Annotated in this window: 21 protein-coding genes and 1 pseudogene; 8 read left to right on the forward strand and 14 right to left on the reverse strand. The window is 64.7% G+C overall.

What is annotated here, in order from left to right; genetic code table 11:
* Positions 1-4: 4 nt before the first annotated feature.
* Genes ACZ1JC_RS20775 through ACZ1JC_RS20785 form a run of 3 tightly spaced genes read left to right on the forward strand, consistent with a single transcriptional unit; the run spans position 5 to position 4114 of the window.
* The gene (locus ACZ1JC_RS20775) at positions 5-1504 is read left to right on the forward strand and encodes a class I adenylate-forming enzyme family protein (RefSeq protein ID WP_465138362.1); all 1500 of its coding nucleotides are present in this window, start codon (positions 5-7) and stop codon (positions 1502-1504) included.
* Entirely contained in the window at positions 1494-2693 is a 1200-nt protein-coding gene (locus ACZ1JC_RS20780) for a CoA transferase (protein WP_465138361.1), read from the forward strand. The genes ACZ1JC_RS20775 and ACZ1JC_RS20780 overlap by 11 nt, the downstream gene beginning before the upstream one ends.
* The gene (locus ACZ1JC_RS20785) at positions 2687-4114 is read left to right on the forward strand and encodes an amidohydrolase family protein (protein WP_465138360.1); all 1428 of its coding nucleotides are present in this window, start codon (positions 2687-2689) and stop codon (positions 4112-4114) included. The genes ACZ1JC_RS20780 and ACZ1JC_RS20785 overlap by 7 nt, the downstream gene beginning before the upstream one ends.
* Here the strand turns inward: ACZ1JC_RS20785 and ACZ1JC_RS20790 are convergent.
* A complete protein-coding gene (locus ACZ1JC_RS20790; protein WP_465138359.1) occupies positions 4040-4987 on the reverse strand; it encodes an enoyl-CoA hydratase/isomerase family protein in 948 nt (315 codons plus the stop codon). The two genes, ACZ1JC_RS20785 and ACZ1JC_RS20790, sit on opposite strands and share 75 nt — an antisense overlap.
* A 67-nt stretch (positions 4988-5054) precedes the next feature.
* On the opposite strand from ACZ1JC_RS20790, the gene ACZ1JC_RS20795 reads away from it, so the two are divergent.
* Complete coding sequence (locus tag ACZ1JC_RS20795) at positions 5055-5198, forward strand: hypothetical protein (protein WP_465138358.1); 144 nt, start codon at positions 5055-5057, stop codon at positions 5196-5198.
* 101 nt (positions 5199-5299) lie between these two features.
* On the forward strand, positions 5300-6103 hold the full coding sequence (locus ACZ1JC_RS20800) for a helix-turn-helix domain-containing protein (protein ID WP_465138357.1): 804 nt from the start codon (positions 5300-5302) through the stop codon (positions 6101-6103).
* A 189-nt stretch (positions 6104-6292) separates the two neighbouring features.
* On the opposite strand, the gene ACZ1JC_RS20805 is transcribed toward ACZ1JC_RS20800, so the two are convergent.
* A complete protein-coding gene (locus ACZ1JC_RS20805) occupies positions 6293-7633 on the reverse strand; it encodes an amidohydrolase family protein (RefSeq protein WP_465138356.1) in 1341 nt (446 codons plus the stop codon).
* A gap of 227 nt (positions 7634-7860) precedes the next feature.
* On the opposite strand from ACZ1JC_RS20805, the gene ACZ1JC_RS20810 reads away from it, so the two are divergent.
* Positions 7861-10071 (forward strand): acyl-CoA dehydrogenase family protein, encoded by a 2211-nt coding sequence (locus ACZ1JC_RS20810; protein ID WP_465138355.1) that lies wholly within the window; start codon positions 7861-7863, stop codon positions 10069-10071.
* Positions 10072-10085: 14 nt separating this feature from the next.
* Entirely contained in the window at positions 10086-10904 is an 819-nt protein-coding gene (locus ACZ1JC_RS20815; protein ID WP_465138354.1) for an enoyl-CoA hydratase/isomerase family protein, read from the forward strand.
* Between the two features lie 214 nt (positions 10905-11118).
* Here the strand turns inward: ACZ1JC_RS20815 and ACZ1JC_RS20820 are convergent, their stop codons facing one another.
* The 11 genes and pseudogenes from ACZ1JC_RS20820 to cysD all read right to left on the reverse strand — a co-directional run.
* Positions 11119-11961, reverse strand: coding sequence for a TetR/AcrR family transcriptional regulator (locus tag ACZ1JC_RS20820; RefSeq protein ID WP_465138353.1), 843 nt, complete (start codon positions 11959-11961; stop codon positions 11119-11121).
* Complete coding sequence (locus ACZ1JC_RS20825; protein ID WP_465138527.1) at positions 11891-13372, reverse strand: aldehyde dehydrogenase family protein; 1482 nt, start codon at positions 13370-13372, stop codon at positions 11891-11893. Before ACZ1JC_RS20825 ends, ACZ1JC_RS20820 begins: the two co-directional genes overlap by 71 nt.
* Before the next feature lie 47 nt (positions 13373-13419).
* On the reverse strand, positions 13420-14157 hold the full coding sequence (locus tag ACZ1JC_RS20830; protein ID WP_465138352.1) for an SDR family oxidoreductase: 738 nt from the start codon (positions 14155-14157) through the stop codon (positions 13420-13422).
* Positions 14158-14298: 141 nt separating this feature from the next.
* A complete protein-coding gene (locus tag ACZ1JC_RS20835) occupies positions 14299-14745 on the reverse strand; it encodes a MarR family winged helix-turn-helix transcriptional regulator (RefSeq protein ID WP_465138351.1) in 447 nt (148 codons plus the stop codon).
* Between the two features lie 81 nt (positions 14746-14826).
* Positions 14827-15243, reverse strand: a complete 417-nt coding sequence (locus tag ACZ1JC_RS20840) for a nuclear transport factor 2 family protein (protein ID WP_465138350.1) — start codon at positions 15241-15243, stop codon at positions 14827-14829.
* A 12-nt stretch (positions 15244-15255) separates the two neighbouring features.
* Positions 15256-16956: a class I adenylate-forming enzyme family protein gene (locus tag ACZ1JC_RS20845; RefSeq protein WP_465138349.1), complete on the reverse strand. Its 1701-nt coding sequence runs from the start codon at positions 16954-16956 to the stop codon at positions 15256-15258.
* 117 nt (positions 16957-17073) lie between these two features.
* Positions 17074-18057 carry an acrylyl-CoA reductase (NADPH) gene (gene acuI / locus ACZ1JC_RS20850; protein ID WP_465138348.1) on the reverse strand — a complete coding sequence of 328 codons (984 nt, stop codon included), beginning with the start codon at positions 18055-18057 and terminating at the stop codon, positions 17074-17076.
* Positions 18058-18346: 289 nt separating this feature from the next.
* Positions 18347-19015 carry a TetR/AcrR family transcriptional regulator gene (locus ACZ1JC_RS20855; protein ID WP_465138347.1) on the reverse strand — a complete coding sequence of 223 codons (669 nt, stop codon included), beginning with the start codon at positions 19013-19015 and terminating at the stop codon, positions 18347-18349.
* A 75-nt stretch (positions 19016-19090) separates the two neighbouring features.
* Positions 19091-19828: a 3'(2'),5'-bisphosphate nucleotidase CysQ gene (locus tag ACZ1JC_RS20860; protein WP_465138346.1), complete on the reverse strand. Its 738-nt coding sequence runs from the start codon at positions 19826-19828 to the stop codon at positions 19091-19093.
* Positions 19828-21771: a sulfate adenylyltransferase subunit CysN gene (cysN, locus tag ACZ1JC_RS20865; RefSeq protein ID WP_465138345.1), complete on the reverse strand. Its 1944-nt coding sequence runs from the start codon at positions 21769-21771 to the stop codon at positions 19828-19830. Before cysN ends, ACZ1JC_RS20860 begins: the two co-directional genes overlap by 1 nt.
* A gap of 95 nt (positions 21772-21866) precedes the next feature.
* Positions 21867-22781: pseudogene (gene cysD, locus ACZ1JC_RS20870) on the reverse strand (sulfate adenylyltransferase subunit CysD); the annotation flags it as partial.
* Positions 22782-22874: 93 nt separating this feature from the next.
* On the opposite strand from cysD, the gene ACZ1JC_RS20875 reads away from it, so the two are divergent.
* A complete protein-coding gene (locus tag ACZ1JC_RS20875; protein WP_465138343.1) occupies positions 22875-23972 on the forward strand; it encodes a helix-turn-helix transcriptional regulator in 1098 nt (365 codons plus the stop codon).
* Positions 23973-24169: 197 nt separating this feature from the next.
* On the opposite strand, the gene ACZ1JC_RS20880 is transcribed toward ACZ1JC_RS20875, so the two are convergent.
* Positions 24170-25441, reverse strand: a complete 1272-nt coding sequence (locus ACZ1JC_RS20880) for an MBL fold metallo-hydrolase (protein WP_465138342.1) — start codon at positions 25439-25441, stop codon at positions 24170-24172.
* Between the last annotated feature and the right edge of the window lies 1 nt (position 25442).

A 25442-nucleotide genomic window follows, 5' to 3' on the forward strand; every position in this document is an offset into this window, starting at 1 on the left:
GCACATGAACATCGCGCTTCTTCTCGAAATGGCGGCCGAGGCTGCGCCCGATCGCGTGGCGCTGGTCTGCGACGGGCGCCGCTGGACCTATGGTGACCTGCTCGACGCCGCACGCGGCGCATTCGAACTGATCCGCCAGAGCGAGGTCGACTACGTCGCCCTGCTCGATGAGAGCAGCGAGGCTGCGGTGATCGCGGTATTCGGCGCGGCGCTGGCGGGCGTGCCCTATTGCCCGCTCAACTACCGCCTGCCCGATGCCGACCTGGCCGCCCTGCTCGGCCGCGTCGCCCCGGCGCTGGTGATCGGCGACGAGGAGCGCATCGTCAGGCTTGCCGGCGATCAGGGGCACACCGTGTTCTCGCGCGAGGAATTCGTGCTGAAGGCACAGGAAACCGTGCCCGAGGACGACGCTCGCGAATACGATCCCGGAGAAGGCGTTGCCATCCAGCTCTTCACCAGCGGCACCACTGCTGCACCGAAGGCGGCGATCCTGCGCCATTCCAACCTGCTGGGCTACATCCTCGGCACCGTGGAGTTCGGTTCGGCCGATGAGGCGGACGCCGCGCTGGTCGTGGTGCCGCCCTATCACATCGCCGGCATCTCCGCCCTGCTCTCCTCGATCTATTCGCTGCGCAAGATCGTCATGCTGCCCAGCTTCTCGCCCGAGGGCTGGTTGACGCTGGTGCAGAGCGAAACGGTCACAAACGCCTTCGTGGTGCCCACCATGCTGGCCCGCATCATCGATGCCATGGAAAAAGGCGTGACCGGAGACGTATCCTCGCTGCGTGCCGTGGCCTATGGTGGCGGCAAGATGCCGATCGAGGTGATTCAGAAAGCGCTTGAACGTTTCCCCGGCGCTGGCTTCACCAATGCCTATGGGCTGACCGAAACCAGTTCGACCGTGGCCCTGCTCGGCCCCGAGGATCACCGCGAGGCACTGGCCTCATCCGACCCGAAGGTCCGCGCCCGCCTCACCTCGCTCGGCAAGCCGATCCCGACGGTGGAGATCGAGATTCGCGGCGAGAACGGCGAAGTCCTGCCGCTTGGCGAACCGGGCGAGATCTACGTGCGCGGCGAGCAGGTCTCGGGCGAGTACAAGGAAAAGAGCGCGCTGGACGCCGAGGGCTGGTTCCCCACCCGCGATGCCGGCTTCATGGACGAGGACGGCTACCTGTTCCTCTCCGGCCGCGCGGACGATGTGATCGTGCGCGGGGGCGAGAACATGTCGCCCGGTGAGATCGAGGACGTGCTGCTCACCCACCCAGCCATCGCCGATGCCTGCGCTTGCGCGATCCCCTCGATCGAATGGGGCGAGACGGTCGGCGTCGCCATCGTCACCCGCGAAGGGCACGATCACCCGTGCGAAACGGAGTTGAAGGACCTTGTCCGCACCCGCCTGCGATCCTCGCGCGTGCCGGAGAAAGTCGTGTTCGTCGCCGAACTGCCCTACAACGAAATGGGCAAGCTGCTGCGGCGCAAGGTCAAGGAAGTCCTTGCGGACTAATGCCGAATCCCACGGCCCGGCGATCCCTCTGGCGCGCTGGGCCGACCGGCAACTGGAAGCGCTTGCCCGCGATTTCGGGCTGCCGCGCCTTTCCGGCGCCACTCTGCTGGGAGAGCGCGCCGCGCATGGCGCATACCGGATTGCCGGGCGCGTCTCGGCCGGTCTGGGCGGCAGTCGCCTTATGCCGACGCGCGACGGCAACTGGTTCGCCCTTACGCTGATCCGTGAGATCGACCGAGAATTGCTGCCGGCACTGTTCGGCGATGCCGATCTCGACATCCGCAGCGCAGATGCCATCGCGGCGGCCGTGCTGCGCAGCGACGGTGCCGCCTTGCTGGAAACGGGCCGTCTACTGGGCCTTCCCGTCGCCTTGCTGGACGAAGTGCCGGCCTCCCCGCCGATCGAGGTAATCGCACGAGGCTCCCCCCGCGAACGGGCTGCGTCACACCGGCCGCTGGTGGTGGACATGTCCGCCATCTGGGCCGGACCACTGGCCGGGCACCTTCTCTGGCAGGCCGGAATGGAGGTGGTGAAAGTCGAAAGCCGCACGCGGCCCGACCTGATCCGGCGCGACGATCCGGCGACCTTCGACCTCATCAACCAGGGCAAGGCCAATGTGCTGGTGGACTTCGCCAGCGACAGCGAAAAGGCCCGTCTGCTGGACCTCATCCGCCGCGCCGATGTCGTCATCGAAAGCTCACGCCCGCGCGCGCTGCGCCATCTGGGCATCGATGCGCAGGCGCTGGTGCGGGACGTTCCCGGCCTCGTCTGGCTTTCAGTCACCGGGCACGGTGCGCGGGGCGACGCGGCGAACTGGGTGGGCATCGGCAACGATTGCGGCGTGGCGGGCGGCCTTTCCCGCGCGCTGGCGGACGTGACCGGGGAGCCGGGCTATATCGGCGATGCCATTGCCGATCCGCTCACCGGGATAACCGGCGCGCGCGAAGTCTTGAAAGCCTTGCGCAGCGGCGAAGCCCGGCGCATCGGTCTATCCATGAGCGCAATCACCGCCATGGCCCTGCACGAAGAGCGCACTTTCGACGCGGCCTTGCTCGAAGCCGAACTGCACGACTGGGGCGTTGCGATCGGCCGCCGCTTTCCCGCACTGGAGCGTCGCCGGATGACCGCGCCCGTCAGCCCCATCGGCGCGGATACCGCGCGCTATCTGCCGGAACTTGCCCGGTGCTGATCCGCGCGGCGGAGATTTACGGCCATGGTCTGGCCGATCTGCGCATCGCCGGCCCGCGCATTGCCGCCATCGGCCTGCTCACCCCGCTTCCTGACGAGACCGTTATCGATGCCGGAGGCTGTGCTTTGCTGCCCGGCCTGCATGATCATCACATCCATCTCGCCGCGCTGGCGGTGCGCGCGGCCTCGATCGATTGCGGGCCGCCTGCCATCAGCAGTGGCCACGATCTGGCGCTAGCCCTCTCCCGTCCGGGCGAAGGCTGGTTGCGGGGTTTCGGCCTCTGCGAAAGCGTGCTCGACGGGGACTTGCCCAGCCTCGCCACGCTTGACCGGATGGCGCCGCATCGCCCCATCCGGTTGCAACATCGCACCGGCCGCATGTGGCTGCTCAACAGCGCCGCGCTGGACGAACTGCTGGCCGAAAATACGCCGCCGCCTGGGCTCGAACGCGTCGGCGGGCGGCTAACCGGCCGCCTTTTCGATGAAGACGCGTGGTTGCAGGCCGCGCTTGCCAGCACGCCGCCCGACTTTGCGGCGGTGAGCGACGCACTCGCCCGCCACGGCATCACCGGCGTAACGGACGTGTCGCCGCGCAACGATGCCGTCATCGCGCGGCATTTCGCCTCGCAATCCGATCGCGGGCATCTTCGCCAGAATGCGATTCTGGCGGGACAGCTTTCGCTGGCCGATGCCGCGCAACAGGGTTGGCGACTGGGCCCGGCGAAACTGCATCTGCATGAAGCCGCCCTGCCCGATTTCGACACGACCTGCGAATGGATCGCCAAGGCCCATGCGCAGGGCCGCGGGGTCGCGGTCCATTGCGTGACCGAGGTCGAACTGGTGTTTACGCTCGCGCTCTTCGAATCGGCCGGAGCGCTCACGGGCGACCGCATCGAACATGCATCGATAGTGCCGCGGGAACTCGCCGCGCGCATGGCATCGCTGGGCCTGTGGGCATGCGTTCAACCGCATTTCGTCCAGGAAAGCGGCGATCGCTATCTTCGCGATGTCGATCCGCATCACCACCGCGACCTCTACCGGCTGCGTACCCTGCAGGATGCCGGCATCCCCCTCGCCGGCGGCAGCGACGCGCCGTATGGCGGGACCGATCCGTGGCGAGCGATGAAGGCCGCCGTGCTGCGCAGCACCGGCAGTGGGGTGTCGTTCAACCCCGGGGAAGCGCTTTCGCCCGAACACGCGCTTGCCCTGTTCCTTGCCGATCCGCTCGATCTGTCCCGCCAGCGGCGGATCGAAGTGGGCGATGCCGCCGATCTCTGCCTGCTCGATCGGCCATGGGCAGAAGCGCGAACCCGGCTCAACTCCGCCGACGTGCGCGCCACGCTCGTCTCAGGGCAATGCGTCCACCAGCGCATCGACGAGGCCCCAATCGAGCGCCTCCCGCGCGCTGAGGCGACGGCCTGACAGCACCATCAGCAGGGTTCGCTGGCGCCCGATCCGGCGGCTCAGCGATACGCAACCGCCTGCCCCTGGCAGTATTCCCATGGCCAGTTCGGGCAACTGGAACCACGTGCGCGGTGTGGCGACCGCCCGCGCGGCGAAGGCCGCCAGTTCCAACCCCGCGCCGACGCAGGCGCCGTCTATCCACGCTTCCAGACGATCGCGGCACAATGCCGCCTCGCGCGCCGGCAGCGTAAGACAGCGGATGCGATGGGCTTCGGCCGGATCGACAGTGGTGCCGAATTCCGACAGCTCCGCCCCCAGACTGAACGCCTTGCCCTCTGCCCGCAGCACCACGCGCCGGATGCTCGTGTCCATATTGGCCAGTGCGAATGCCTCGTGCAGTGCGTCGCGCATTGGCCGGTCTATCGCATTGCCGGCGGCGGGCCTGTCCAAGGTGACCGTCAGACACGCCTCGTCACGAAACAATCTGACATGGCCGGGCGACTCAGCGGTTCCGGTTTTGCGCGCGGCAATCCAACGGCGGTGCGACTCGCTGCCCTGTAGCGCCGCATAGGCCAGCGACTCGACGGTCAGCGCATCGTCGATCGGCAAGAGGGGCACCGCGCGCAGAACATGCGTCACCACGGCAACGGCATGCGGTTGCGCAATCGCCGCCTGTGCCAGCTGCGCAGCATCGAAGCGCGGCTCCAAAACGGCATCGAGTTGCGTTGCCAGCGGGTGATCGCGAGGGCCAATCCCAATCACCGGACAGACCGGCAGGTGCAAATGCGGCGGATCATCCGACTCGCGCGCAAGGTCCACGAAGGCGACTGGCGCCGCTCTCGCAGCTTCGGCCAGATCGGCCGCGGCAAAGGTCAGGTCTTCCGGCCGCATCTTCCTGTAATTCCCTCCAGATCAGCCACTTGGCCTCTTTCCCGAAGCATGGCCGGGCGGCGCCGGATTGACCAGCCCGGCCCGCGAAAATCACATTTTACCGCTGAACACCTGGTCAAAAATCGCGGAATTTCGCGATATTTCCGCCTGCGGCAAAACAACGCAACTTATCGTCAGTGCGAAGCCTATTGCAGGCCATCAAAAGCAATGATAACCAAGCTTAGCAAAAAACGAGTCAGGCTCAGTTTTTAAGAGACCCGACTCGGGAGAGAAGTGAGTTCATCACACCACACTTGAGGGAGGAGAGACCTCATGCCTGGAAAGACCACGTCATCGAACAAGGCCAAGATCGCACGCCGCGTGATCGAAGTGCTCGAATATTTCGACGATGCGCACCGCGAAGCGACCGTCATGGACATCGTTCGCCGGTATAACCGTCCGCAGTCGAGCACGTCCGAACTGCTGTCGAGCCTCGTCGAACTCGGCCTGCTTCACAAGGATCCCTATTCGCGTGCTTACAGCCTCACCCCGCGTGCCGCGCTGATCGGCACCTCGGGCCAGCCCGAACTGGTTCGTGACGGCCGCATCGTCCGCCTGATGGACCGCCTTGTCGCCCAGACCGGTCTTTCGGTTGCGCTTCATGCGATGGTCGGGCTCGACGTGCAGATCGTCAACTGGCGCCATGGCCCCCGCGCCCTTGCCGCCACGCGTGAGCTTTCGGGCGGCATCAAGGAGCCGCTGGCACAGAGCGCCGCCGGCTGGCTGATGCTCTCGACCGTTGCCCGCCAGCGCTGCGAAGGCATGGTGCGCCGCCTCAATGCCGAAGCCGATGAATTGAACAAGTTCACCTTCGGCGACATGATGGCCCGCGTCGATGCCTGCCGCGATCCGCGCTATGTATTCGGCCCCGCCGGTTTCGGCAGCGGCGCCGAGGCGCTCTGCGGTCTCGTCCCGCGTCAGCCCGAAGGCCACCCGCTCGTCATCAGCCTGATCTACGGCAAGGACGACAAGGTGAACCCCGAAGCGCTGCTCCAGTCGCTCAGCGACGCGATGCGCAAGTGCCTGCCCGATCCGGCCCAGTTCGCCGAACCGGAACAGCTGCCGCACGCCGCCTGATCCGCTGGAGCGGTTGATCCGATTGCATCGGATCAACCGCTCCAGATCTTTAATTTTACGCGTTTTCCTAGTCATCAAGTGATCCCACCTGATTTGAAAACGCTCAGTATCCTGAACGGGTCGCACACCGTTACGGTAAGGGCCCCGCGAGAACACCTCGCGGGGCCTTTTTCGTTTGAGCGGAAGCGGTCAGGCTTCCTGCTTCTGCATGCGCGCCGTGCGATCGGTATCTTCGTGTCGCATGAACATCTTCATGATGTCTCCCGAAGTGACGGGGCGGGTTTCGTGCTCTTCCACCGGACGTTCGCCGGCCGAGGACTTGGGGCTGGTATCCACGCCTTCCGCCTTTGCCCGCTCACGCAGCGCGCCAACAGTCAGCTGCTCGCGCGTGTAGTGCTGAAACGGATCGAAGCGGAACCAGCGCATCGCATTCCGGTGCGTGATCTTGTCGATCTGTTCTTCGGTCAGGTGGTTGATCGAGGGCCAGAGATGCTCGGGCACTTCCGGCCAGAGCGTGTCGGAATGCGGATAGTCACATTCATAGGCGATGTTGTCCTCACCGATGAACTGGATGTTCTGAAGGCCGAAGGCATCGTCGATGAAGCAGTTGAGGAAGTGCCGCTTGAACATCTCGCTGGGCTTCATCTTCTGGAAGCGCGAGTTTGTCCAGGCCTTGTGCCGCCAGTTCGAGAAGTCCGCCCGCTCCGTGAAGTAGGGCACCCAACCGATCGAACCTTCCGAAAGTGCGATGCGCATGTCCGGGTACTGGTGCAGCGCCTCAAGCTGAAGCCAGTCCGACGCGGCATAGGCGATCGACATCGGCATCGTCGAAATCCATGCCTCGATCGGCGTTTCCATCGATGCATGGGGCGCCGGGTTGCCGCCACCGATGTGGATGCAGATCGTCATGTCGAGATCGTTGATCGCCTTGTAGAACGGATCCCAATAGGCGTTGTGGATGCTCGGCAGGCCCTGGCAGGTGGGGTTCTCGCTGATCGAGACGGTGTGGCAACCCTTGGCCGAGACGCGCTTCAGTTCGGCAATCGTCGCGTCCATGTCCCAAGTGGGCAGGATCGCACAGGGGATGAAACGGCCCGGATAAGCACCGCACCACTCGTCGATATGCCAATCGTTATAGGCGCTTACGTGCACTTTCGCGAGTTCGCGATCGGGCACGCGGTGAAGACGGCCACCGGCGAAATCGAACACCGAACCGAAGTTCAGCGAGGATGCGATGCCATTGACGTCCATGTCCTTGATACGCTCATGCACATCGTAGCAACCGGCGCGCAGCTGATCGAGCGAGGTCGGCTCCATGCCGTATTCCTCGAAAGGCCGGCCGACCACGGCGTTGAGTCCTACCGAGGGGAACTTCTGCCCCTGATAGACCCACAGATCCTTGCCATTCTCATCCTGAATCAGCTTCGGAGCGGATTCAAGAGCGGCACCGGAGAGGTGTTTGTTGAACAGGTCGGGCGGTTCGCTGATGTGATCGTCCACGCTGATCAGCACCATGTCGTTCATCTGCATAACGGCACTCCCAAAGTTGCCGGGCCGGATCGGTCCCCGGCGGGCGCATCTTTCCGGCGCCTTGGGAGTGGAGGCTACGCCCACCCTCCCCCACCGGCCAGCGCGAACGATCCGGGCATGGAGCTATCGCGCCCGCGATTGCGTGCCCGCACCGATTGAATGGGGCGGCGAGGTATGATGAGGACGTGGAAACGTCACAAGAAAAAGCCCCGGGGAAAGCCTGAAACATGAACTTCGACCTCACCGACGAACAGTCCATGATGCGCGACACTTTCGCGCGCTTTCTCGATGAAAATTCGAGCATGGCCCGCGTGCGCAAAGCGCAGGAAACCGGCGGTTTCGACCCCGCGCTGTGGAGCGGCCTTGCCGAACTGGGTGCCTTTTCGATGCGCGTGCCCGAAGACGCGGACGGCATGGGCCTTGGCCTGTTCGATGCCGGCCTGCTAATGGAAGAAGCCGGCCGCACGCTCGCCTCCGGCCCGCTGGCCGAAGCGCTGGTGGCAACGCGCCTGCTCGCCCTGCTGGGCGGTCAGGATGATCTTCTGGCGGGTGCCGTCGGCGGCGAGGCAGTCGTCACGATCGCCATGCAGGACGTCGCCGAATTCCCCAAGCAGTGGGTCGCTGGCGGGCTGTTTGCCGAGGCCGTGGTCGCGCGCAAGGGCAGCGATGTCGTGCTGATCACCGTTCCCGCCGAAGCGCGGATCGCGGAACAGACCCTTGCCACCACGGCTATCGCTGAACTCGATCTCTCCGCCCTGCCGACGACCGTTCTGGGCAGCGGTGAAGACGCACTGGCTGCTTTTGCTGCCGGGCTTGAAGAATGGAAGGTCCTGATGGCGCTGGCGCTGTCGGGCCTCAGCCGTGCGGCGCTGACGATGGCAGCGGAATATGCGGGCGAGCGCAAGGCGTTCGGCGTGTTCATCGGCACGTTCCAGGCCCTGTCACACCCGATGGCGGACCTGATCTGCGAGATCGATTCCGCCAAGTTCCTCGCCTGGCAGGCCATGCGCTCGATCGCCGATGGCGAAGCGGCGGCCGGCGCGCAGGTTTCGCTTTCGGCATGGTACGCCGCCGGGACAGCGGGCCGCACCGTGCGCCACGCCGTGCAAACCTTCGGCGGCATCGGCCTCACCACCGAGCATGACGTGCACCTCTACAACCTGCGTGCCAAAGCATGGCCGCTGGTGGCGGGCGATCCGGAGGACTGGCTGGCCGAAGCCGGTCGCCGCCTCTACGCGGGCGAGAAGGCCAGCCTTCCCGATGTGGGCGAAGTTCCGGTCGAGTTCGATCTGGGCGAGGATGCGCGCGCCATCCAGCAGGAAATCCGCGCGTTCTTCGCCAAGAACGTCACCGACGAACAGCGCGAGAAGTTCCACTTCTCATGGGAAGGCCACAACCCGGTCATCCACAAACAGCTGGTCGAGGCGAACCTTGCCTATCTCCAGCTTCCCAAGGATGTCGGCGGGCGCGGCCTCAGCCCCTACGCCGTCACCGGCGCACGCTATGCTTTCGAGGAAGAAGGCTGGAGCAATCCGGTCGCCGGCGTTTCGCAGATGGTCGCCCTGATCATGCACCGCTTCGGCACCGAGGAACTGAAGCGCGATGTGCTCTCCAAGGTGATGGCGGGTGAGGCGATCTGCTCGCTCGGCTATTCGGAGCCGGGCTGCGGATCGGACGTCTTCGCCGCGCAGTGCAAGGCCACCCAGCTTGAGGACGGGTCCTGGCGGATCGACGGCACCAAGATGTGGACCAGCGGCGCCAACCTTACCGACTATGTGCTGATGCTCTGCCGTACCGATCCGGATGCGCCCAAGCACAAGGGCCTGACGATGTTCATCGTGCCGCTGAAGGCCGAAGGCGTCACCGTGCAGGGCGTCCACACGTTCATGGACGAGCGCACCAACATCACCTTCTACGACAACGTGCGCATCCCCGACACGTGGCGCCTGGGCGAGATCAACGCGGGCGGCCGAACCATGGCGGCCAGCCTCGAACTGGAGCACGGCGGCGGCTTTGCGAAAGTGCAGCGCGCGATGCTGGAGAACGCGGTCGAACTCTGCGAGGAAATCCCCGTGGCCGGCGGCGGCAAGCTGATCGAAACGGCCAAGGCTCAGGCACGGCTGGCGCGTACTTACGCCAATGTGCTCGCCTCCGAACTGATCGCCTATCGCGCCAACTGGACGCAAGTGCACGGCAAGGGCAACGGCGCTTATGGCCCGATGGCGAAGATGTTCTCCTCCGAACTGTTCATCACAGATTCCCGCGATCTGCTGGACCTGACGGCACCCTATTCGCTGGCCAAGCGCAAGGGGGCTGCCGACGCGATCAACCTCGCCTATCGCCATGCGCACGGGACGACCATTTACGGCGGCACCAGCCAGGTGCACCGTTCGATGATCGCCGAAAAGGGCCTCGGCCTGCCGCGTTCACGCAATTGATTCTGGGGGATACAATGACCGAAGAAGCACCCCACCTGCTCACTGAAGACGTGGACGGCATCCTGATCGCCACGCTTAACCGGCCGGACAAGCTCAACGCGATCAGCCGGCAGATGATGGATCTGCTGACGCAGGCCGTGCTGCGCTTTCGCGAGACGCCCGAACTAAAGGTCATGCTGATCCGATCGGCCGGGCGTTACTTCAGCTCCGGCGCGGACCTGCGCGGCGGGAACCAGAACATCATCTCGCCCACCGCCACCAGCGGCAGCGCGCGCGGCATTCGCGAGAACCACCGCCTCAATCTCAACAACATGCAGCAGCTGTGGGACGAGATCGAGCATATCGAGAAGCCCTTCGTCGTCGCCCACCATGCCATGTGCGTGGGCGGCGGGCTGGAGATGAGCCTCTCGTGCGATTTCCGCCTGGCCGCCAAGAGCGCGTCCTATGCCTTCCCCGAAGGTCTGTTCGGCGTCCTGCCGGCATCGGGCGGCGTCTCGCGCCTGACGCGCATCTGCGGGCCGCACTGGGCGCGGTGGCTGATCATGGCGAACAAGCCTGCCCCGGCCGACATGGCATTCACCATGGGTCTGGTCCATCAGGTCTATGAGGACGAGACGTTCGAGGCGGAGGTCATGGAATTCTGCCGTCACCTGACCAAGCAGAACCCGGAACAGATGGGCGCGGCCAAAGTCGCCATCGAACTCAGCGCCGAAGTGGGCCGCGACAGCGCCCGCCACATCGAGCGCATGGCCAACAGCGCGCTGATGCTGAACCCGGACTATATCCGGGGCATGGAAGAGTATCTGAAGGGCGTGGGCGGCAAGAAGAAGTAAGGGCGGGCCGGGGGTTTCCCTCCGCTCAGCTCAGCCGCCCCAACAATCAACACTCGTCGCCCCCGCGAAGGCGGGGGCCCCGCTTCCTTCGCGCCACGCCAGAAGAACAAGCGGGATCCCCGCCTTCGCGGGGATGACGGGGTGTTTTGATTTGATGTTTATATGCTTGTGAAGGCTTGAATTAGCCGCAGCACGGCATAACGCACCGACCATCTCAGCCCGCCGCGCGCTCCCGCGTATCGCGGATCGCCAGTTCCATCAGCCGCGCGTTGATCTCCAGCAGGCTCTCCTCGCGGCGCCCCGGCAAAGTGCCGAGAATCCGCCGCAAGCGCCTGTCGGTCGCCAGCGTGATCGAGCGTTCAATACCGGTCATCAACGTCGTCGCCATCAGCACCGCCGTATCGCCCAGCACCCCGCGCGGATCCATTTGCGCGACGAACAGGCCGATCAGCGGCCGGGTGGAATTCACGCGCTGGTGCATGATCCGCACGTCGAACTGATCCGCCAGTGAGTTGCGCAAGTGCAGCAGGCCGGTGTGGCTGGCCCAGAACGCGTGATAGGCGCGCACGAACGCCATGGCCCGGGCATTGAGTTCCTCATCCGGCCAATATTCGCGGGCCAGCACGAAATACTCGTCCTGCGCCGATCCCATCACCGGTTCCAGCACCGCCAGCAGCAGTTCGGTGAAATCGGTGAAGTAGTTGTAGATCGACGTCATGCCGAGCCCGACGGTGCGGGCAACGGCACCCAGCGTCACCGGCTCGTCGGTCTTTTCGACAAGCTCGATCGCTGCCGCAAGGATGCGCTCACGCGTGACGCGGCCCTTGCGGCCCAGTCTCTGGCCATGAAGGTTGTGGCTGATCGCCGCCGATGCGTCGGTGACGGCGGCAGCGAGGTGCGGCGGGACAGCCGGGATACCGGTGTCCTCGCCGCCGTTCTCTTCTCCGGTGTCGCTTCCCAGAAAAGCCTCGGTCGTACCGTTTACGTCAGGCCGCGGCCTGGCCGACCGGCCAGGCGAGGATCTTGACGTCGGTGAACTCTTCGATGCCTTCGACACCCCATTCGCGTCCCATGCCGCTCGCCTTGTAGCCGCCGAAGGGAATGTCGCCGGCAATGCACATGCCGTTGTTGACGCTCATCGATCCGGTGCGCACGCGCTTGGCGATATTGATGGCCCGGTTCAGATCGCCCGAGCTGACGCCGCCCGATAGGCCATAGGAGCTCTGGTTGGCAATGCGCACGGCATCCTCGTCGTCCTCATAGGGGATGACGACCAGCACGGGGCCGAAGATTTCTTCCTGGGCGATGCGCATGTCGTTGGTAACGTCCACGAAGCAGGTCGGCTCCACGAAGTAGCCGCCGCCCTTGTCCGGACGGATATTGCCGCCGGCGATCAGCGTGGCGCCCTCTTCCTGGCCCAGATCGATGTAGCTCTTCACGCGCTCCATCTGGCGCTTGGAGATCACCGGGCCCATGATGTGCGCCGGGTTCTGGATATCGCCCCAGTTGTCGCCGAAGTTGCCATAGGCGCCCTTGAGGATAGCCTTGGCTTCCTCGTAACGGCTCTTCGGCACCAGCAGGCGCGACTGCACGGCGCAGCCCTGCCCGGCGTGGAACACGAGCATCGCCATGCCCACTTCCATCGCGAAGTTCGGCGCATCGTCGAGCACGATCTTGGCCGACTTGCCGCCGAGTTCGAGGAACACGCGCTTCAGCGTGGGCGCGCCCTGCTCCATGATGCGCTTGCCGACGCCGGTGGAGCCGGTGAAGGAGATCAGGTCCACGCGCGGATCGGTGACGAGCATTTCGCCCGCCAGCGCCGGATCGGCGCCGAACACCACGTTGATCACGCCGTCGGGGAAGCCGGCTTCCTTGGCCAGTTCACCGAAGATCGCGCCCATGCCCGGGGTATCCGGCGCGGGCTTCAGGATCACGGTGCATCCGGCCAGCAGCGCGGCAACCATCTTGCCGATGTTGACGTAGAGCGGCACGTTCCAAGGCGTGATCGCGCCGACCACGCCGATCGCCTCACGCACGCCCACGCGCTTGTGGATCATGCCGAAGGCCGGCTTTTCGCCGTAGTCCTTTTCCCACTCCAGCTTGTCGAAGACGGCCATGTAGTCGTCCCAACCGTCCAGAGCCATGTCGACATGGGCGCGGTTGACCGCACCCTGCGCCGCGCCGGCTTCGTGCATGGCGAGTTCGCCAAGGCGCGGACGGGCAGCTTCGAACAGTTCGCGGTACTTCTTCACCAGCGCCACGCGCTTTTCGGTGTTGGTGGACCAGTCGGTATCGTCGAAAGCGCGGCGGGCGGCGGCGATGGCGGCATTCACGTCATCGGCGGTAGCATCGGCGGCCTTGCCGATCGCCTCACCGGTCCATGGGCTGATCACGTCGAACGTGCCGCCATTGCTGGCGCCGCGCAACTGGCCGTCGATATAGAGCTTGGCTTCGGGAAGAGTGGTCATCGTCTGATCCTTGGCGGGAATAGGGTCTTGCAGGATTTGCGCGTCGCTCATGGGTGGCGCGCTCCGACCGAAACGTGCAGCACGCGCACATCCGGCGGCAGATCGAGCAGCGAGCGGAACACGCCGGTCACGTGGTCGGTCTGCGAAATGGGACGGGTGCGCAGGTCGATGCCGTTGGCGGCACAGCCCTGGTGGAAACGCATGGCGGCATCGGGGTTCCAGCCCGGAGCGGTCTTGCCCGCTTCGTACATCGGCCCCGCGCGCACGGTGGTGACGCGGATGCCGGCAGGCTCCAGTTCCTCCACCAGCGCTTCGGTGAAGCGTTCGAGCCCGGCCTTGGTGCACTGGTAGAGCGAGAGCATGACGAAAGGCACAGCGATGGATTCGCTGCCCACGTTGATGATCTGGCCGCCCTTTTCCATCATCGGGATCGCCGCACGGCAGCAATAGATCGGACCGTTGAGGTTGGTGGCGATGATGCCGTCGATCTGCGCGTCGGTCGCCTCGGCCACCGTGAACGGTTCGTAAATCGCGGCATTGTTGATCAGCACGTCGATCTTCGGGTGCTTTTCGGCAATCGCCTGGAAAGCCTTGCGCACGGAATCGGCGGAGGCCACGTCGCACTCCACCGCCATGGCCGTGCCGCCGATCTCATCGGCCAGTTCCTGCACCTTGGACAGCGTGCGGCCCAGCAGGATCACGGTTTCCCCTTCACTGGCGAAACGCCTTGCAAGCGCGCGGCCGAGGCCCGCACCGGCGCCAGTGATCACGATCGTCTTACCCACGCATCCTCCCGCTATTACGGCTTTCGAGTGCCGATCCTTGGCCGGCACGATTTCCCAAACTCTAGCTTCTCTGCAAGGCGCTGCCTATCGCGGCCACGATGGTTCGACAGGACCGTCCCCGCGATACATTACGGCACCCGATCACCCCTGGGCCGTGGCATCCGAAGCCCGATGGCGCGTCAAGTTGAGGCGCATCGTGTCCAGCACGTCCAACAGGCGTTCCTTGTCCGCATCGGGCACGCCTTCCAGCGCCAGATCGGCTGTTTCCTCGGCCAGAGGCTGCAACTGTTCCAGCAATTCGCGGCCGCGCGGCGTCAGATAGAGCCGCCAGGCGCGCCGGTCTGCCGGATCGGCGCGGCGTTCGACCAGCCCGCCATCCTGCATCCGGTCGATCATGCGACCGGCCGTAATCGGCTCCACCTCCAGAATTTCGGCAAGACCACCCTGGTTGATCCCCTCCATGCGGTGAAGCACGCTGAGGACCTGCCATTGCGGCCGGGTTACGCCGATCGCCCGTGCCCGCTCGTCGAAAGACCGGCGCATCAAGCGCGCCACTTGCGACAGAACGGTGCCGATCTTGCGTTCCATTGCCCGTTAAATACTAGGCTTGCTTAGTATTTGCGAATGAAATCGCAATCGCTTCGCAGGGAACGCCCCGGCGGTGGCACCTCAGGGTTTGGCCATGTCCACGATCAGGCGAGAAAGCGTCTGTTTCGCGATCTTCCAGCCGTCGGCGGAGCGCACGTACGTCTCGTGATAATGGCCGTAACCGGTCAGCGCGAACGAGTCCTTGATCACACGATCCTGCATGGCCCAGATTACTTCGGCGCTGTCGCCGTGGAACGTTACTTCCGGCGAGTGAATCTGATGCGCGGTCTTCGCGCCGGCCAGCGAGTGCCGGACCATCGCAACGAAAGTGTCGCGCCCCTTTTCCAGCGTACCGCCTGCCGGGCGGGTATCGATCTCGCAATCCTCGGTGAACAGCGCAGCCCAGCCATCCCAGTCCTTGGTATCGAGTAGGCGGCAATAGAGGGCCTTGAGATTGCAGATCTCCAGCCAGTCTTCGAAACTCGGCGTCTGTGCCATGCTGTCCTCCCCTTAACCGGGCGTAGATTCCGTCTCCAGCCGCTCGGCGGCCAGCTTGCGGAGATCCGCCGTCTTGATCTTGGCGCTGCCGGTGGTCTTCAGATCGCTCTCCGCCACGAACAGCACCTTGCGCGGCACCTTGTAGCTGGCGAGCTTTTCCTTGGCGAAATCGCGGATCGCTCCGGCATCGGGGCGTACACCTTCGACCGGGACAATGCAGGAAACCACCAGTTCGCCCAGCAGATCGTCCGGCACGCCCACCGTCTGCACCATCTTCACTTCGGGATGGGCCCGGATCACTTCGTCGATCTCCAGAGGAGAGACGTTGGCACCGCCGGTCTTGATGATGTCGTTCAGGCGCCCTTCCCAGAACAGGCGGCCCTGATCGTCGATGTAGCCTCCGTCCGCGGTGCGCAGAAAGCCTTCGCCATCCAGCGATTCGTCCAGCGGCACGCCGAGGTAGCCCAGCATCAGCGTCGGCCCCTTCACCGCGATCTCGCCGCGTTCGCCCAGCGGCATGGTCGCCCCGCTCATCGGATCGACGACCTTGATCGTGGAGCCGGCGGTCGGAACCCCGTGCGACTTGCCGGCAACCTCCTCGGACGTGCCCGAAGCGAAGACCGAGATCAGCGTGAATGTCTCGGTATTGCCGAAGGCCTGCGCCGGTTCGCGCCAGTCGGTCTTGATCGTGGGGTGCTGGGCGCAAGGCGTCAGCGCATCGAGGTAGTGCATCGCCGAAAGATCGACGCTCTCGTAATTCGATGCCGCCATGAGCTGCGCCCACTGATGCGGCCAGGCCAGCATCATCGACGCCTTTTCGGCCTCCATCAGCGAGAGCGCCTCTTCCGCGTCGAACCAGCGCTGCAGCACCAGCGATCCGCCCGAACCGAGCGTACCGCCCAAGGCCATCGAGAAATTGCCCGACCAGAAGAACCCATTCGCCGACCATGTACGCGGCGGTTCCTTCACGTCGTACCACTGCGGCCAGCGCCAGAGCTGCAGGCAGACGCCGCGATGGGCGGAAAGGATGCCCTTGGCCTTGCCGGTGGAGCCGGAGGAGAAGAACAGCACGCCGGGATCGCTCGGCTGCACCGAGGCCGCAGCGGCATCAACCAGCGCGGGATCGACGCTGTTTCCACGCGCGAGGAACGTGCTCCAGCCCTCGATCGCGCCGAGGCCTTCGTCGCTGTCGATCACGGCGAGGTGGCGCAGGAACGGGAACTTGGTGGAAGCGACTTCGCCCGGCTTGGCCGAACCGATCTGCGGCTCCAGATCGACGAGGATTTCGGCAAAATTCTTCTTGAGCACCTGCCGTTCGAGCAACAGCACCGAACATCCGCCCATCTGCAGCACGGTTTCCAGTTCGGCGGGGGTGAAGAACGTGCTCACCGTCATGGCGACGCCGCCCGCGAGCGCGGCGCCGAAGACGCTGGAGAGGAATTCCAGACGGTTGGTTGCGAGCACGCCGACGCGGGTACCCTTGCCGACGCCGCAAGCGACAAGCGCGCGGGCGACTTCCATCGAGCGAGCCCAGAGGTCGTCGTAAGTCCAGCGTTCGACGCGGTCGCCAAGGTGGATGACCGCCGCTTCGGAAGGGCCATAACGGCGCGACACCTCGCGGACGAAACCGCCCAGCGTCAGCGGGCCGATGCCCTGCTCTTCCGCCAGCGGAATGCCCCGCGCGATGGACAGGCCCTGCGTGACTTCTACCATGCGTTCCTCACCGTTATTTGGCCTCGCCATCCTTGCGGGGCCTCTGGTTGCCCCTTCTCCCATCGAAGCTCTGGCGCGGCAGGCGGCTCCCTCAAACCGCCCGCCGCGCCGGCTGCATCAGGCGTTCACGTCAACGATGTAACGGCCGGTGACCTCACCGGACATGAACTTGCGAGCAGCCTCGATGGCGTCGCCAAGGCCGATGGTCTGGCCGATGGTTTCCAGCGCAGCCGGGTCGAGATCCTTGGCCAGACGGTCCCAGGCCTTCAGGCGCTTGGCCTTCGGGGCCATGACGCTGTCGATGCCCAGCAGCGAAACGCCGCGCAGGATGAAAGGCATCACGGTCGAGGGCAGATCGAAGCCCTGCGCCAGACCGCAAGCGGCGACCGCGCCGCCGTACTTCGTCTGCGCAATGGCATTGGCAAGCGTGTGGCTGCCGGCGGTGTCGATCACGCCAGCCCAGCGCTCCTTCTGAAGCGGCTTGCCCTTTTCGGCGAGTTCGGCGCGATCGATGATCGTTTCCGCGCCCAGCGACTTCAGATAGTCCGCCTCGCCCGGCTTGCCGGTGAGCGCGGCGACCGAGTAGCCCAGCTTCTTGAGAATGGCGATGGCGACCGAACCAACGCCGCCGGTGGCACCGGTGACGAGGATTTCTCCCTGATCCGGGGTCACGCCCCAATCCACCAGCGCATCGACGCAAAGCGCAGCGGTATAGCCGGCCGTGCCGATCGCCATGGCCTGCTTCGGCGTGAAGGCCGAAGGCAGCGGCACCAGCCAGTCACCCTTCAGCTTGGCCTTTTGCGACAGGCCGCCCCAGTGGCCCTCGCCCACGCCCCAGCCGTTGAGCACGACGGTATCGCCGGCCTTCCAGTCGGCATGGCTGCTTTGCGTGACGGTGCCGACAAGGTCGATCCCCGGAACCATCGGGAACTTGCGCACGACGGGCGACGCGCCGGTGACGGCAAGGCCGTCCTTGAAATTGAGCGTAGAGAACGCGACGTCGATAGCGACATCGCCTTCGGGCAGCGCGCTTTCGTCAAGCTGCTGGAGAGTGACCGTCTGGCCCTCATCGGTCTTGTCGATCACGATAGCGGAAAACATGGCATACTCCCTCAAGGGCCAGTTCCGGCCCGACGATGCAGGCCCTAGCTGAAAGGGAATATGCACGGCTCCGTCAATGCCGCCGCCTCACGCCATCGCCTAGGCGAAGCGGCATCACCGATGGGGTATCGGTTAAGGCCGCAACTCCTCCTGTTGGCCTCATTTCCCCCTTCCTCGTCATTGCGAGCGTAGCGAAGCAATCCAGAGCGGAGTGGGCCCGGCTCTGGATTGCTTCGCTACGCTCGCAATGACGAGGGGTGGTGGAGTTGAAGGCTCTGGGCAGGCTTCCTCAGCCGCCCGGAGAAACCCCGTGCGCGGCCAGCAGGTCCGCCACCTTCGGGAAGGCCTTGGCGCGCATCGTGCCGTACATCGAAAGCCGCAGAATCTCTCGCGAATAGCGGCGCGACAGTTCGCGCCGCTCGCCTTCATCGGCAGCGTGGGCGCGGGCGAGGATCGGCCAGAAGAACACGCCGGCCAGGTTCATCACCGAATAGACTTCGAAATCGATGCCCGGCTCGGCCAGATCAGTGCCCGCAAAGCGGCCCAGCGATCCGCAATATTCCCGCCAGAACGGGTCCTGCGAAGGGTCCGGAGAGGCCAGCACCTGCTGAAGCCAGACGCGGCAGATATCCGGGTTTTCCATCGCGAAATCGGCCAAACGGTCGGTAAGCGACACGACATCCACTTCCTCGACCCGCCGCTCCCCGACAGTCTCCGGATCACCAAAAACGGCATGGAACAGCTTGTCCGAAACCCACTGGATGGTTGCCTCGATCAGCTTTTCGCGTGTTTCGAAATGCTGGTAGGCCGTGCCGCGATTGACGGCGGCGAGATGCGCGACGGCGGAGAGGCTGACGCCCTCGGGCCCGTCCTTGGCCAAAAGGTTGGCCGCCGCATCCAGAATGACGGCACGCGTCGCGACCGGATCGCGCGTCCTGCGCCGTGTTTTCGCCTCCATGCCCGCCCCTTTTCCTGTATCAAAGGGCGAGCATAGCGGCGTGCTTACTAATCGACAATGTTGATCAGCTTGTCCTCAAAGGAAGGCCTTGACCTTTTCGAGGACCAGTTCGGCGTGTTCCTTCCGGCAGATCAGCAGGTCCGGCATATAGACGTCCTCCCGATTGTAGACCAGCGGGCTGCCGTCGATACGCGAGACGTGGAGGCCCCAGCCCTGCGCGACGGCGGCAGGGGCACAGCTGTCCCACTCATACTGCCCGCCGGAGTGGAGGTAGATGTCCGCCTCTCCGCGCAGGATCGCCATGGCCTTGGCCCCGGCCGACCCCATCGGCACCAGTTCGGCCCCGATGGCTTCGGCCACGCCGGTCGCTTCCTTGGCGGGACGCGTGCGGCTGACGACCATGCGCAGCCTTTCAGGCGCGGGCGGAACCTCGCCCGGCTGGTCGGAGCGCAGGACAATGCCCGCGCCCGGCAGCGCCACGGCGCCCAGCACCGGAGCCCCGTCTACCGCCATGCCGATGTGAACCGCCCAGTCCGCGCGCTCCTCACCATATTCACGGGTGCCGTCGACCGGATCGACGATCCACACGCGATCCTTGGCCAGACGCTCGGCATTGTCCTTTTCCTCTTCGGAGAGCAGCCCGTCCTCGGGCCGCTGCTCGCGAAGGGCGTGGCAGAGGAACTGGTTGGCGGTCTGGTCCCCCGCCTTGCCCAGCGACTTGCCCGAGAACAGGCCGGAAGCCCGCACGTCGAGCAGGATCTTGCCTGCCACTTCGGCCAGATGCGCGGCGAGATCGCCGTCATTCAGGCTCATCAGGCGTCTCCCAGCAGCGTGTCGACGATGAGGTTTGCGGCCTCTTCCGGCGAGATCGCCGTGGTGTCGATGCGAATTTCCGGGTTGCGCGGCGCTTCGTACGGGCTGTCGATGCCCGTGAAGTTCTTCAGCTCGCCCGAACGCGCCTTCTTGTAGAGGCCCTTGACGTCGCGCGCCTCGGCCACCTTCAGCGGCGTGTCGATGAACACTTCGAAGAACTCGCCTTCCGGCAGCATCGTGCGCACCATCTCGCGATCCGCCTGGAACGGCGAGATGAAGGCGGTGATCACGATCAGGCCGGCGTCGGTCATCAGCTTCGAGACTTCGCCCACGCGGCGGATGTTCTCGATGCGGTCCGCCTCGGTGAAGCCCAGATCCTTGTTGAGACCGTGGCGCACGTTGTCGCCATCGAGCAGGAAGGTGTGCCGGTTCATCCGGTGCAGCTTCTTCTCGACAAGGTTGGCGATGGTCGACTTGCCGGAACCCGAAAGGCCGGTGAACCACAGCACCGCCGGGCGCTGGTTCTTCAGGCCCGCGTGCTGCTTGCGATCGATGTCCACGGCCTGCCAATGCACGTTCTGCGAACGGCGCAGCGAGAAGTGGATCATGCCCGCCGCCACGGTGGCGTTGGTCATTTTGTCGATCAGGATGAAGCCGCCCAGCGTGCGGTTGTCGGCATAGGCCTCGAACACGATCTGCTTGTCGGTGGTCAATTCCGCCACGCCGATCGAGTTCAGCTCCAGCGTCTTGGCCGCCAGATGCTCCATCGTGTTGACGTTGACTTCGTACTTCGGCTCCTGAACCGTGGCCGACACGACCTGCGTGCCGATCTTCAGCCAGTAGGCACGGCCGGGCACCATGGCCTCGTCCGCCATCCACACGAACGTTGCCTCGAACTGGTCGGCAGTCTGCGGCGGGCTATCGGCAATCGAGATCACCGAACCGCGCGAACAATCGATCTCGTCCGCGAAGCAGACGGTGACCGACTGGCCGGCAACCGCTTCTTCCAGATCGCCGTCATAAGTAACGACGCGGGTGATCGTGCTGGTCTTGCCCGAGGGCAGGACACGGATCTTGTCGCCCGCCTTCACCGAACCGGTGGCGATCAGGCCCGAGAAACCGCGGAAGTCCAAGTTCGGGCGGTTCACCCACTGCACCGGCAGGCGGAACGGCTTTTCGGCATCGACCGAGGAGAGAACCTCCACCGTTTCCAGATGCTCGACCAGCGGAATACCGGCGTACTGCGGCGCCTTGTACCACGGGGTCTTTTCCGAGAGCGTCGTGATATTGTCGCCCTTGAAGCCCGAGATCGGCAACGCGGTGAAGCTTTCGATCCCGATCGAGTTGGCGAACTCGGTATAGTCCGCGAGGATCTTGTCGAAGACCTCCTGGCTATAGTCCACGAGGTCCATCTTGTTGACCGCAAGGACGATGTTCTTGATGCCGATCAGGTGGCACAAGTACGAGTGGCGGCGCGTCTGCACCAGCACGCCCTTGCGCGCATCGATCAGGATCACCGCAAGGTCGGCGGTGGAGGCACCGGTGACCATGTTGCGGGTGTACTGTTCGTGGCCCGGGCAGTCGGCAACGATGAACTTGCGCTTCTCGGTGTTGAAGAAGCGGTAGGCCACGTCGATGGTGATGCCCTGCTCGCGCTCTGCGGCAAGACCGTCGACCAGCAGCGCGAAGTCGATCTCCTGCCCCTGCGTGCCGACCTTCTTGGAGTCCGACTGGAGCGCATCCAGCTGATCTTCGAAGATCATCTTCGAATCGTAGAGCAGGCGCCCGATCAGGGTGGACTTGCCATCGTCGACGCTGCCGCAGGTGATGAAGCGCAGCATCGTCTTGTGCTCGTGCTGGACGAGGTATGCGTCGATATCGTCCGCGATCAGCTGGTCGGTGACGTAGACTGCTTCTTTGGTTTCGGTGTCGGTCTGGGCCATTTTACGTCATCCCAGCGAAAGCTGGGATCTCCCTCGATAAGTTCCGATTGGCGGCACGAGACCCCAGCATTCGCTGGGGTGACGAACAAAGTTCGTCAGAAGTACCCCTGCTGCTTCTTGACTTCCATGCCGGCACCGCCGGCGTCCTTGTCGATGGCGCGGCCCTGCCGCTCGGATGTGGTGGTGAGGAGCGTTTCCTGGATCACTTCGGGAAGCGTCTTCGCCTCGCTCTCCACCGCGCCGGTCAGCGGGTAACAGCCGAGCGTGCGGAAACGGATCGAGCGTTCGACGGGAACTTCGCCCGGCCGAAGCGGGAAGCGTTCGTCGTCCACCATCAGCAGCATGCCGTCACGCTCCACGGTCGGGCGCTTTTCGGCGAAGTAGAGCGGCACGATGGGGATGTCGTTCAAGTGGATGTACTGCCAGATGTCCAGCTCGGTCCAGTTGGAGATCGGGAAGACGCGGATCGATTCACCGCGTGCCTTCTTGGCGTTGTAGAGGTTCCACAGTTCCGGGCGCTGGTTCTTCGGGTCCCAGCCGTGCGAGGAGGTGCGGAAGGAGAAGATGCGCTCCTTGGCGCGGCTCTTTTCCTCGTCGCGGCGGGCGCCGCCGAAGGCCGCGTCGAAACCGTACTTGTCCAGCGCCTGCTTCAGGCCCTCGGTCTTCCACATATCGGTGTGGAGCGCGCCGTGGTCGAAGGGGTTGATGCCCTTCTCGATGGCTTCGGGGTTCTGGTAGACCAGCAGTTCCATGCCGCTCTCACGCGCCATCTTGTCGCGCAGCTCGTACATCGCCTTGAACTTCCACGTCGTATCGACATGGAGCAGCGGGAACGGCGGCGGCGAGGGATAGAACGCCTTGCGGGCGAGGTGCAGCATCACGGCGCTGTCCTTGCCGACCGAATAGAGCATCACCGGCTTTTCAGCCTCGGCGACGACTTCGCGGATGATGTGGATGCTCTCGGCTTCGAGACGCTCCAGATGCGTGAGTGTTTTCATCAGGTCTTCCTCTGCCCGGGCATGCGCCCTGTTGGCTGGGTTTCAAACTGTCCCGATTCCGAATCGCAGGGATGACATTCGCGCGAACCTCCCATATGGGAGGGTATGGCTCTTACCAGCAACGACGAGACAGATCTCCTGATCCCGCTCTTTCAAGGAAATGCCGAAAATCCGCGCTTTTCGACATTTCTGGAAAGATTGCGTCGTCGCACCCAAGCCGATTACGTCAGCCTGATCCTTCGCATGGGCGATGGTCCGCACGCCGCAATCGTCGAAAGCTACGCCGGAATCGACTTGCGAACGCGGGCCCGCGAGTCGGAACAGCAGGGACCGTTCGACCTCGACCGCTACCTCTACGACGGGTTGCGGCCGGGGCGCGTCTATTCGATCGGGGAGATGATAGATCACGACCCGGTCGCCCGCGCGGATCGCAACCGGCGCATGGCGAAACTAGGCATCGGGGATGAGCGCGTGGTGCGGATCGCCGGCGGCGAGCGCTATAGCGCATGGCTGCTGATGGCCCGCGCGCGTGAGTGTACCGCCGCCGACAGCGCCCTGCTCTCCAGCCTGGCGCCTTACGTCGCCATCGCGGTCGAAAACCTCGTGGCGATGGACCGCGACCGGCTTGCGGCGCGGATCAATGCCATGGGGCTGGAACGTACCAGCAAGGGCTGGATGCTGCTCGACGCCGAAGCGCGCGTGGTGGCGGCCGATCCGGCGCTGGCGGAATTCTGGCAGACGCATTGCGGCGCGGCCCTGCGCCCGGGCGAGCGCGTGCTGGGCCTGGATCTCGCCGCCGAGCGCAAGTTGGCAGCCATCGCGGCGGAAATGACGCAGGATCGCACCCTGTCAGCGCGGCCGCTACTGCTGCGGGACAATCCGCATATCGAGGCGCTGCTGATGCCCGCCGAAAATGCGGAGGCTCTCGCGGCACCGGCAATCCTGGCGCTCTGCACCCTGCCCCGGCCGCATTCGGACCACAGCGCCGAGCGACTGGCGGAAGTCTTCGACCTCCCCCGGCGCGAGGCGGAACTGGCGATGGCGCTAGCGGACGGCCACTCCATCGCCGAAGCGGCGGAGCGCATGGGCCTGACCTTGGAAACGGCGCGCAACTACTCCAAGCGGCTTTACGCCAAGCTGGGCGTGCGCGGGCAGGCGGAACTGGTGAGGCTGGTTTACGAAAGCAGCGCGGTGATGGCGTAAAGCGCACGCCTGCCCAACCCTGCGCCCCCTAAACTACGCTCAAACCCCAAAAACTTCGTCGCCCCCGCGCAGGCGGGGGCCCCGCTTCCTTTTGCGTCCTAGCACAAGGCCAGAAGAACAAGCGAGGTCCCCGCCTTCGCGGGGACGACGGAAGTATTGGACTACGAGGATGTGCTTGGACTGAGAACCCAGCCCCATCAATCCCCGAGCTTGGCCTCCATCGCGCCAATCTCCGAACGCAGCCACATCGTCTCGGACAGGTTCTTGCCGCCCGAAGCCGCTAGCAGAGCCTCGTGCGCCGCCTTGCGCACGGTGAGCGCCGCCACATTGCCCGGCTCACCCGCGAGTGCGATATCGGTCAGGTGCACAGCCTCCAGCGGAGCGCCTGCATCCAGCTTCGCCTGTGCCCGTTCGGCCAGCTTGGCCGCGCCGCCGGCCAGTTCGACCAGATCGGCATCCACACTTGAACGCGGCACCCCGTAAAGCGCGGTGGTCCCGTCCTCATAGTGCAACCAGCCCGAATACTCGCGCCAGATCGACTTGACCGCCCAGGCCGCCTTGCCGTGGAATTCGCCGATCTCCAGCCCCTCGGGCCAGGCGAATTCGCGCATCAAGGTATGCACGTCCTTGCCCGCCTTCATGCCTTCAAGTGTGTAGTCCCGCACATAGCTGACCGCCGCGTGCATCTTGTCGAGATCGGCGCGGATGCGTTCGGCCCCGCGAATGGCCTCGCCGTGCCCGGTAACGATGATCTCGGCCCCAAGATCGCGGATCGTTTCCAGCGACTTCAGATAATTGCGCACCAGACGCGGCTTGTCGCCGCGCAGGGTGTTGAGGAATGGCATCGACAGCCAGACCGGACCGAAGACATTGCCGGTGAAGGCGATCTTCTCCTTGGGCATCCAGACCGTCAGTGCGTCGATGGTCTCACCCTCGGGCGTGGAGATCAGTTCGAACGTCCGCCCGCCCAGGTCGATGGTCAGGCGGCGGTCGACGAGGATATCGGGCACCACGTTCGGCGCCGGCTTGGGCGAACCGCCGCGCTTCAGCGTCGATCCCCAGAGCTTGCCACTCCTCGGCCCGAAGAAGGGCTGAAGGGCCATCATGTCCGAAAGCGCTTCGTTGAAGCCCGGCCCGCCGACGACTTGCGTACCCTCTTCCAGGAATTCCGGCACGCCGCCGAAGTGATCGGCATGGCTTTGGGTAAGGATGATGAAGGCCAACGGGCCGGTGCGCGGCGGGGTCAGCAGGCGCTTGGTGCGCTCTGCATTGTCCATGAAGCCAGTGTTGATCATGACGTCGCCCTCGGCCGTCGTCACGAGGTAGGCGTTCGAGATATCGTTCGCCTGAAACACGAAATCGGTGATCGCGATAGCCTCGGCCTGCTCGTCTCCCGAGCGGACCAGACCTGCCAGCTTCGGCCCGGCGTCCTTCACCCCAGCGTCCTTCACACTGTCAGCACTTGGCATT

The sequence above is a fragment of the Sphingomonas sp. BL-S-28 genome, from assembly GCF_055521515.1.